Origin of the sequence: Mycobacterium sp. (assembly GCF_049281135.1) — a bacterium.
Classification (GTDB): domain Bacteria; phylum Actinomycetota; class Actinomycetes; order Mycobacteriales; family Mycobacteriaceae; genus Mycobacterium.
Genome location: NZ_JBAPRN010000421.1, coordinates 1 through 7926, shown reverse-complemented (window position 1 = coordinate 7926; position 7926 = coordinate 1). Strand labels below are relative to the sequence as shown.

The 7926-nt window shown below is 65.2% G+C and carries 15 protein-coding genes and 1 tRNA gene; 4 read left to right on the top strand and 12 right to left on the bottom strand.

Features of this window, described 5'->3' with window-relative positions; all coding sequences use genetic code 11:
- The coding region (locus WAN02_RS17280; RefSeq protein ID WP_422265449.1) for a restriction endonuclease subunit S at positions 1-401 on the top strand (401 nt) is incomplete at its 5' end.
- 57 nt (positions 402-458) lie between these two features.
- On the opposite strand, the gene WAN02_RS17275 is transcribed toward WAN02_RS17280, so the two are convergent.
- The 10 genes from WAN02_RS17275 to WAN02_RS17230 all read right to left on the bottom strand — a co-directional run bounded on the left by WAN02_RS17275 (position 459) and on the right by WAN02_RS17230 (position 4280).
- Positions 459-665 carry a ribosome modulation factor gene (locus WAN02_RS17275; RefSeq protein WP_422265448.1) on the bottom strand — a complete coding sequence of 69 codons (207 nt, stop codon included), beginning with the start codon at positions 663-665 and terminating at the stop codon, positions 459-461.
- A gap of 77 nt (positions 666-742) precedes the next feature.
- Positions 743-1105, bottom strand: coding sequence for a hypothetical protein (locus WAN02_RS17270; RefSeq protein ID WP_422265447.1), 363 nt, complete (start codon positions 1103-1105; stop codon positions 743-745).
- 236 nt (positions 1106-1341) lie between these two features.
- Positions 1342-2127, bottom strand: coding sequence for an aldehyde dehydrogenase (locus WAN02_RS17265; protein ID WP_422265446.1), 786 nt, complete (start codon positions 2125-2127; stop codon positions 1342-1344).
- Between the two features lie 30 nt (positions 2128-2157).
- Positions 2158-2391 carry a hypothetical protein gene (locus WAN02_RS17260; RefSeq protein ID WP_422265445.1) on the bottom strand — a complete coding sequence of 78 codons (234 nt, stop codon included), beginning with the start codon at positions 2389-2391 and terminating at the stop codon, positions 2158-2160.
- On the bottom strand, positions 2392-2685 hold the full coding sequence (locus tag WAN02_RS17255) for a hypothetical protein (protein ID WP_422265444.1): 294 nt from the start codon (positions 2683-2685) through the stop codon (positions 2392-2394).
- The gene (locus tag WAN02_RS17250) at positions 2682-2882 is read right to left on the bottom strand and encodes a hypothetical protein (protein ID WP_422265443.1); all 201 of its coding nucleotides are present in this window, start codon (positions 2880-2882) and stop codon (positions 2682-2684) included. The genes WAN02_RS17255 and WAN02_RS17250 overlap by 4 nt, the downstream gene beginning before the upstream one ends.
- The gene (locus WAN02_RS17245; protein WP_422265442.1) at positions 2879-3112 is read right to left on the bottom strand and encodes a hypothetical protein; all 234 of its coding nucleotides are present in this window, start codon (positions 3110-3112) and stop codon (positions 2879-2881) included. The genes WAN02_RS17250 and WAN02_RS17245 overlap by 4 nt, the downstream gene beginning before the upstream one ends.
- Positions 3113-3431: 319 nt before the next feature.
- Entirely contained in the window at positions 3432-3884 is a 453-nt protein-coding gene (locus WAN02_RS17240) for a hypothetical protein (RefSeq protein WP_422265441.1), read from the bottom strand.
- Positions 3859-4068, bottom strand: coding sequence for a hypothetical protein (locus tag WAN02_RS17235; RefSeq protein ID WP_422265440.1), 210 nt, complete (start codon positions 4066-4068; stop codon positions 3859-3861). Before WAN02_RS17235 ends, WAN02_RS17240 begins: the two co-directional genes overlap by 26 nt.
- The gene (locus WAN02_RS17230) at positions 4065-4280 is read right to left on the bottom strand and encodes a helix-turn-helix domain-containing protein (protein ID WP_422265439.1); all 216 of its coding nucleotides are present in this window, start codon (positions 4278-4280) and stop codon (positions 4065-4067) included. The genes WAN02_RS17235 and WAN02_RS17230 overlap by 4 nt, the downstream gene beginning before the upstream one ends.
- 333 nt (positions 4281-4613) lie before the next feature.
- On the opposite strand from WAN02_RS17230, the gene WAN02_RS17225 reads away from it, so the two are divergent.
- On the top strand, positions 4614-5756 hold the full coding sequence (locus tag WAN02_RS17225) for a tyrosine-type recombinase/integrase (protein ID WP_422265438.1): 1143 nt from the start codon (positions 4614-4616) through the stop codon (positions 5754-5756).
- Between the two features lie 72 nt (positions 5757-5828).
- Here the strand turns inward: WAN02_RS17225 and WAN02_RS17220 are convergent.
- Positions 5829-5902 (bottom strand) — tRNA-Pro (locus tag WAN02_RS17220).
- A 9-nt stretch (positions 5903-5911) separates the two neighbouring features.
- On the opposite strand from WAN02_RS17220, the gene WAN02_RS17215 reads away from it, so the two are divergent.
- The gene (locus tag WAN02_RS17215) at positions 5912-6445 is read left to right on the top strand and encodes a helix-turn-helix transcriptional regulator (protein ID WP_422265437.1); all 534 of its coding nucleotides are present in this window, start codon (positions 5912-5914) and stop codon (positions 6443-6445) included.
- A 5-nt stretch (positions 6446-6450) separates the two neighbouring features.
- Positions 6451-6861 carry a VOC family protein gene (locus WAN02_RS17210; RefSeq protein ID WP_422265436.1) on the top strand — a complete coding sequence of 137 codons (411 nt, stop codon included), beginning with the start codon at positions 6451-6453 and terminating at the stop codon, positions 6859-6861.
- On the opposite strand, the gene WAN02_RS17205 is transcribed toward WAN02_RS17210, so the two are convergent.
- Complete coding sequence (locus WAN02_RS17205; protein WP_422265450.1) at positions 6858-7877, bottom strand: NADP-dependent oxidoreductase; 1020 nt, start codon at positions 7875-7877, stop codon at positions 6858-6860. The genes WAN02_RS17210 and WAN02_RS17205 overlap by 4 nt on opposite strands.
- Positions 7878-7926: the final 49 nt, after the last annotated feature.

Here is a 7926-nt window from a genome sequence, read left to right as displayed (position 1 = left end):
ACCGCACTCCGGGCTCAACGCGCTTCATCGGCGCCTCAATGAAGAACAACGGAGTCACCGACCTGATCGATCTGGACCCGATATTCGAAACAGGCTGCGTAACAGTTCCTTACAACGGAAACTCTGTCGGAGTTGCCTTCTATCAGGACGCACCGTTCTACGCATCAGACGACGTGAATGTGTTGGTACCGCCCCCCAACGGTCCGGATGTACACGCCCTCCTTTTTGTCTGCACCATGATTCGACATGAGCGAAGTCGCTACACATACGGCTACAAGTGGAATCTGCGGCGCATGAAGAAGACCACCATCCATTTGCCTGCCACGACGGAGGGCGATCCGGACTGGAGCGAGATGTCTCGCTTCGTGCGAGGCCTCGCATTCTCCGGTGCGATCGTTTAGCGCCGAGCTCGGCGTTCAGTTCGGGCCGCACGGCGGCTTCGGCCTCGGCCCGCGTCGTCATTCGCTCGTCATGTGGACGCGGGCCCGGAGGTATTTCTGCATCGCTGGCGTTGCCGCGGAACGGATCGTGAGCATCGTCTTGTGGCCGCGCATCCAGCATTTCGCCAGCGCCAGCGAGTCGCCACCCGCGTAGGGATTTTCGTCGTCAAGCCCGCTGTTCCAGCCCTCGCGCATCGCCATCTCGGCGCGCTCCCGGAACGTCACTTCGCCATCATGCGACCACTCAGGCCCCGCACTGCGGATCCCACGCCGACGACCAGGACCACGACCGCGGTCAGCGTTCAGATCATCGACTCGTCCCACGCCTCATCCGGCGTGGTAGCGATCGCCGACTCCGGACCCGACACCAATGAGGCCGCATCCGCGGCCTGGTCGATCGCCGCGATCGCGTCCGCGATGTCACGCGCCTGCTTAATCAGCGCAGCGAATGCGGGCCCCGCTGTCTTCGGATCATCGAGCGCCTGACCGACCCGGTTACCGAGCGCCACCAACAACTGTCGGCGGTCGCCAGTCGCCGCTGCCTCGGCAACCGACATCGGAACAGCCTTCCGCGGCGCCCGCTTCGCCGGTGCCTTATTGGCTGCCACCTTCTTGGGCTCACCCGACCCGACCACCCTCAGCGGCGTCCGCTTCCTGGGGGTCATATCGTCCTTCCTGATCTTCAAAAGAAAAAGTGCCGAGGGAGGGCATCGCCTAAGCCAGTGAGGTGCGCGTGGGCCCCCGGTAGGGGTCACCCGGCGTAGGGGGTCGGGTGCTCTGGTCGGCTCGGGTTGCCTGCTGGGTCATGTCCTGGTCCTCGTCGTCGTAGGGGCCTCGCGGCGGCGCTGCCGGTCGGGCCGGGAAACCCGATGGCGCGCCAGCCGCGGGCTGCTTGGGCGGGTCACTGGTGGGCTGAGCGTTGGTAGCGTTCTTCGTCGACCGCAGATTGGCGCTCGGTTTGGCGGTCTGCTTCGAATGTGGCTGCGCGTGCCATGAAGTCGCCGATGGTGGCGAGGTCGAGTGGGATGCCGCAGCGGGCCAGCACCCACGCGTCAACGCTGGTTTGTTCGTCGCGTGCCAGCGTGAACGCGGGTGCCAGCTCGGCTCGGCGTGCGGGCGTGAACACCATTGGCGCGGTGTGACGGTTGCTGCGGTCGACGCCAGCGACGGTCGCGAGAGCGGCGAATCCGGTGATGGCGGCGGACCAGGCCGCGACTGCGGCCTGCGCGTGGTGCGCGAGTTTCATGCTGTCGCCGCCTTGGGCGATGACGGCGTCGGGCCGGTGCAGGTCGAGCCCCGCTTGCGCTGCTGCGGCCAAGTGTTGGGATTGTGGTTCGAGGGCTTCGGCCCATGACTCGAGAATGTCGTCGGAGACGTCGGCGAGCATGTCTCGGAATGCCTGGTCGGCGCGTTCTCGCGCGATCTGGTCAATCCCGCTCAGGGAGAGCGTCCGATCCAGCAGGAGACGCAGCACGGTCTTATCGGTGTGATGGTCACGGCCGGCCTCAAGTGCCGTGAGCGAGGCGGTCGTGAGCTGGTCAGCCTGCACTCGGGCGATTTCAGCGACGGACTCGGCGAGGGCTTGGGCCTGTTCGATGTGGGCGAAGTATCGCCCCGGGAGGGGAACGCCGAGTTTGTCTGCGGATTTCTCAACGGTATGGGCGTAAGAGCGGGCGGAAATGTGCATCGGGAGTGTCCTTTGCGGGTTGGTGGGCTGTCAGTTTTGAGCAGGTCCGGCCGAGGGGTCGGTTTCGGTTGCGTCGTCGTTGTTCTGGGTGCCGAGAGCGGCTGCGACCAAGGGATTCCAGTCGACGGGGCCCTGGTGCTCGACGACCTCGGGCGGCGCCTGGCCGCTGATATTTGAGAACAGGCTTCGTAAGCCTTGTCCGCCGTCGTTGTCGGCGGGAGTCAAAAGTGTTCGTAGGAATGACGCCTCGTCGTGGGTGGCCATTTATGTGTCCTCCGGGAAGATCCAGCCGTTGACTTTTCGTCCACCGGCAGCTTCGGCTTTGCGTCTGATAGTCCTTGCGTGGCAACCCCATTCGGATGCGAGTTGCTCGGTCGTCTTCAAGACTGACAGATTGGCCCGTTCGGGTTGTCCGTCCACGGACAAACGCCTGTTGAGGGCTGCGAGCGTCTTCGGCCAGCGGTGCGGGATTCGTTGGCCGCTGATGTTCAGCAGGTGTATCGCGTCGGCGAGTACGAAGGTCGCTTCGGCCATCAGTTGTTGGTCGCGGTCCGTCATCGAGTCGCCCGCCGCCTGGGGTCCGGCTCGAGGCCAAGTCGGGCGATGGTGTGGATTTCGACGCACAGCGGCCCGCACCGGTGCCCTAACTCGGCTTCGGCGCGCCGCGCCTCGGCGACGTCGGCCCAGAACGTGAACTCGGCGCTGGATGACTGCTGCGGCTCGGGGTGACAGACCAGCACGGCGCGGACGTTCACAGGTCCAGCTCGGGTTGACCTGAACCTGAGTCGAACTCACGCTCATGGATCGGCGCGGTGATATCCCGGAACACCGGCGGTCGGGCGCCATGGGTGCAGCGAATTGCCGGTTCGATCGGCGTGCCGTCGGTGTCGAGCAACCACCCGCATGGGTGGCAGCGTCGGCATTGGCGGATTTTCGATACTCGTTCCTCGCGCGCGATCTGCTCGGTTGCATTCCGGCGGCTCATGCGGGCGCCTCACTCCACGCGCGCGCGGTCTGTGGGTCACCGCGAAGTCCCCGAGTTGCGTAACCCAGTACGCAGATTCGGTAGGGGGTTCGAGCGATCGTGCACGCCAGTGCATGAGCGGATCGGGTATCCCTTAGGTACATGGGTATTCCTATGTTGCACCCACGGGGGTGCACCAATGGTGCACGAATGCCGTGCACCTTTTCCGGTGCACTTGGTGCACAAAAAACCGTGCACCACAACAGCGTTCGACGTGCACGGTTTTCGTGCACCGTGGGGGGCGTATGTGGCGCACGGCATTCGTGCACCGCTGACGGGCTCACGGCGCGCTCTTCCGCTTCGGCGGCAGAATGATCGGTTCCTTCACGACGACCAGTTCCTCGTCGGTGAAACGGCGTCCGCCCGCACAGATCACGTACGCGCACCGCTGCTTGACGTCCTGGCCGTCGCGGGCGAATCCACGCCGTACGAGACGTCCGTCGTCCTCAGCCCTTTGAATCGCCACGCGGGCGCGCTCTCGGTTGCGGCCCCAGCCGAGCTCTTCGGAAATCTGCGTCGCCGAGGTTTCCCACGCGCGTTGTCCCGCCCTGATTGACGCGCGAGACAGCATCAGCAGGATTACCGCTAGGCCGTCCGAGCCGAGCGCGTTGTCGTGGGCGCCTTCTCGGATTAGCTCGTCCGATACCACGGTGTAGCCCTTGCGAATTGGTTCGCCGAACACCTGAATCGGGTAGCGATTGCCCATGTCACGTGGCGGTTGCGGCGTTGTCACGTGACGCCTTTGCAGCACTGTCACGTGATGCCGCGGCAGAGACCAGCAGCAGTCCGGCCAGCCTGATAGCGAATTCCGTTGTGACGCTGTACGGGTCGGTTCCGGTGCCGATAGCGATCGTCACCAGACCCGGCGCAGCAGCGTTCGGTCCGACGTGGACCTGGGGCTCGTCGGCGGGTCTCACGCGACCACATCGCCATCGAGTAGGCGAGCGACGAACGCGTCGACATCAGATTGCGGGATTAGTGCTCGCACGCCGACCTTCACGCGACGCAACGTGCCTGTGTCAATCAGCCCGTACACGGTAGTGCGGCCGACGCTGAGTTGTTCGCAGACGTCGCCGATGGTGCACAACTTGCGTTGCGCAGGAACAAAATTCGTGGAGGCTTTCGGCACGGGGTTTCCCTTCTGAACGGGAACAGCCGAGCGACAGATAGACCACGGTGGTCTTCTCTGTGCTCGGCTGCCGGTTCAGTAAGTCCGCGTGCGGGACTCAGCGGGTTTGCCCCAGTGCGGGGTTGCGCCGTTCGTCTCGGTTCCAGCGATCTCGCCCATACGGTGCGAATCCGCCTATTGCGGCGGCTCGTCGCGTGAACCTTGACTAGCGTCGGTGTTCGATTGTGGCGCCTACCGTAACCCGTCCGCCCCGATACGCCCGTGCTACGCCGCAATCGGCGTGTCCGCCGCTATCCTGCCGTGTGCGACCACTTGACTCTTTGAGAGGCGGTTATGGGTACACGGCGAGCGGATGGCGAAGGGTCCTACCGGCAGCGGCCGAACGGACTCTGGGAAGCGTCGACCCGGTACACCACGCCGGACGGCGATCGGAAACGGCTCAGCGTGTACGGCGAGACGCGCGCCGAGGCGCGAGGCAAGCTCACCGCCGCCTGCAAACGGCTCTCCGAGGGGGCGCCGCCGCGCGACGACAAGCAGACGGTCGGCTCGTGGCTGGCGACCTGGCGGACGACCGCGCTACCGGCATCGTCACGGAAAGCGACCACCCAAGAGCTCTACGCCAACTTGTGCCGCAAACACCTAGAAGGCGACACCAAGCTCGCAGGGCTGCGGCTCGACCAGATCCGGCCGACACACGTCGAATCACTCGTAATGCGCCTGCGAGGCAAGAAATTATCCGACAGCACCGTGCGACAGGTGTACACGGTGCTGCGAGCCGCGCTCGATATCGCCGTGCGCGATGGCCTACTCGCGGCGAACCCAACAGCGAAGGTGAAGCGTCCCGCTGTCGTGCCGAAGGAGGCGCGCTATCTGTCCACCAACGACGTGCGGCGAGTGCTGGGCCAGCTGGACGGGTTGCGGTACCGGCTGGCGGTGCTGGTCCTCGCGGCGACCGGGATGCGCCGCGGTGAGGTGGCGGGCCTGCGTTGGTCGGACGTCGATCTGGCCAAGAGTGAGTTGACCGTGGCCGGTGTCGTCGTACGGGTCGCTGGCGCGTTGGCGTGGACCGCGCCGAAGACCGATCGGTCGCGGCGGCGTATTCCGCTGACGGCTGGCCTGATGGCTGAGTTGAAGACACACCGCAAAGCGCAGATCGCCGAGCGGTTGAGCGCGGGTGACCAGTGGACTGAAACCGGCGCGGTGTTCGCGACCGAAGTCGGCGGTTGGGTCGATCCGCGCAACCTGCTTCGGACCGTCGAGATTGCGGCGGGCAAGGCCGGGATCAAGGACGTCGGCGCGCACACGCTGCGCCACTCCGCGGCTGTCGGCTGGCTGGAAGCAGGTGTCCACATCAAGGCCGCGGCCGATCTGCTCGGACACGCGTCTATCAGCATCACCGGCGACCTGTACGGACACACCAGCGACGACGCCGCCCGCGCCGCGGTCAGAGGGCTCGGCGACGCGCTCGGTTTGTGATGGCGGTATACAAAGGCGGTATGGCATGGAAAAAGGCGGCTCCCGAACCTCGGAAACCGCCTCTGACCTGCGTCGGGCTGACAGGATTTGAACCTGCGACCACTTGACCCCCAGTCAAGTGCGCTACCAAACTGCGCCACAGCCCGGAGCCGCCGATGGATCACCGGCAGCAGGTGGAAAGCCTACAGCAGACCGCGAAGTGGACCCGAACCCAAACGCGACATGGCACGATCGCGCGGGTGGCCCGCAGATCCACCGACGAGCAACGCCTGCGCGACCTCGCGAGGCTGCGCCGCGTCCGAGACCGCATCGACCGCGAATACGCGCAGCCGCTGGACGTCGAGGCGCTCGCCCGCGACGCGCACATGTCAGCCGGTCATCTCAGTCGCCAGTTCAAAACCGCGTACGGCGAATCGCCGTACTCCTATTTGATGACGCGCCGCATCGAGCGCGCGATGGCGCTGCTGCGTCGCGGCGACCTCGGCGTCACCGAGGTCTGCTTCGCGGTCGGTTGCTCGTCGCTGGGCACCTTCAGCACCCGCTTCAGCGAGCTCGTCGGCGTCTCCCCCAGCACCTATCGGGACCAGACAGCCCACATGGAGGCGGGCCTGCCGTCGTGCGTGGAAAAGCAGGTGACCAGACCGGTCAGGAATCGAGAAGCTCCCGCCGCCGCTCTGCACCTAACGTGACTGAGATGGACATCACCATTCACTCGAGCATGCTGCCGCACGACGATCCGGAAGAGTCGCTGGCGTTCTACCGCGACACCCTCGGCTTCGAGGTCCGCCTCGATGTCGGCAAGGGCACGATGCGTTGGATCACGGTCGGCCCGCCGAATCAGCCTGGCACGTCTATTGTTTTGAATCCGCCGGCGGCGAACCCGGGTATCACCGAGGACGAACGACGCACCATCGCCGAGATGATGGCCAAGGGCACCTACGCGATGGTGGTCCTGGCCACCAAGGACCTCGACGAACTGTTCGAGCGGCTACAGGCCACCAATGCCGACATCGTTCAAGAACCCACCCAGCAGCCCTATGGAATTCGCGACTGCGCCGTGCGCGATCCCGCGGGCACCATGATCCGCATCCAAGAGCTGAGCTAAACCGTCGTCGGCTCGCTCAACTTGACCAACATCTTGCCGATGTTGGCGCCGGTGAACAGCCCGTTGAGCGCGTCAACACAGGAGTCGACGCCTTCAAAGACGGTCTGGCGGGCCTTGATTCGGCCTTCGTGGCCCCATTGCCGAAGCGAGGCGAACGCTTCGTCGAAGCGCCCCCACTGATCGAGCGCGTTGAATCCCTGCATGGTCGCGGTCTTCGACAGCAAGTTCACGTAGTTCGCCGGCCCGGGATGGTCGCTGGTCAAGTAGCTGGAGATGATGCCGCACAACACGACCCGCGCATTCATGGCCAACCTGCCCAACACCGCGTCGAGAATGGGCCCACCGACGTTGTCGAAGTAGACGTTGACCCGCTTGGGGCAGTGCTCTTTCAGCGCGGTGCCCAGGTCGTCGTTCTTGTAGTCGATGCACGCGTCGAAACCGAAGTCCTCAACCACCGCCCGGCACTTCTCCGGACCGCCCGCGATGCCCACCACCCGGGCGCCGGCGATCTTGGCGATCTGCCCCGCCACCGATCCGGTAGCGCCGGCTGCGGCCGAGACCACCACGGTGTCTCCGGCCTGAGGCCGACCGACGTCGGTCATCCCGATGTATGCCGTGGCCCCGGTCGGGCCGTAGACCGACATGATCGCCAGCTGATCGCTTTCGTCGGCGATCGGCGTGCTGAACACGTCGTCGCGGACGATCACATATTCCTGGAAGCCGGTCAGCGTGGTGATCACGTCGCCGACCGCGTAGGCGTCACAGCGTGATGACACGACCTCGCCGATTCCGGCCGCGCGGACGACTTCGCCCAACTGCACGGGCGGCAGGTAGCCCGGCTGGTCGTTGAGCCAGGTGCGGACCGCGGCGTCGAGGCCCACATAGGTGGTGCGGACCAGCGCCTCGCCCGCGGCGGGCTCGGGCGCCGGCGTGGTGACCAGTTCGGTGTCTCCGGGCTGGACGAGCCCGCTCGGACGGCGTCGCAGCAGGATCTGACGGTTCGCTAAATCGGCCACGATGCAGAAACTACCGAATGCGAATGACCTATTCGGCGCGATCTTGGTA

Bases quoted from the DNA above. Each gene is read 5' to 3' on its own strand.
- WAN02_RS17270 (WP_422265447.1), bottom strand. From the start codon at position 1,105: ATGACCCCCAGGAAGCGGACGCCGCTGAGGGTGGTCGGGTCGGGTGAG.
- WAN02_RS17265 (WP_422265446.1), bottom strand. From the start codon at position 2,127: ATGCACATTTCCGCCCGCTCTTACGCCCATACCGTTGAGAAATCCGCA.
- WAN02_RS17260 (WP_422265445.1), bottom strand. From the start codon at position 2,391: ATGGCCACCCACGACGAGGCGTCATTCCTACGAACACTTTTGACTCCC.
- WAN02_RS17255 (WP_422265444.1), bottom strand. From the start codon at position 2,685: ATGACGGACCGCGACCAACAACTGATGGCCGAAGCGACCTTCGTACTC.
- WAN02_RS17245 (WP_422265442.1), bottom strand. From the start codon at position 3,112: ATGAGCCGCCGGAATGCAACCGAGCAGATCGCGCGCGAGGAACGAGTA.
- WAN02_RS17225 (WP_422265438.1), top strand. From the start codon at position 4,614: ATGGGTACACGGCGAGCGGATGGCGAAGGGTCCTACCGGCAGCGGCCG.
- WAN02_RS17215 (WP_422265437.1), top strand. From the start codon at position 5,912: ATGGATCACCGGCAGCAGGTGGAAAGCCTACAGCAGACCGCGAAGTGG.
- WAN02_RS17210 (WP_422265436.1), top strand. From the start codon at position 6,451: ATGGACATCACCATTCACTCGAGCATGCTGCCGCACGACGATCCGGAA.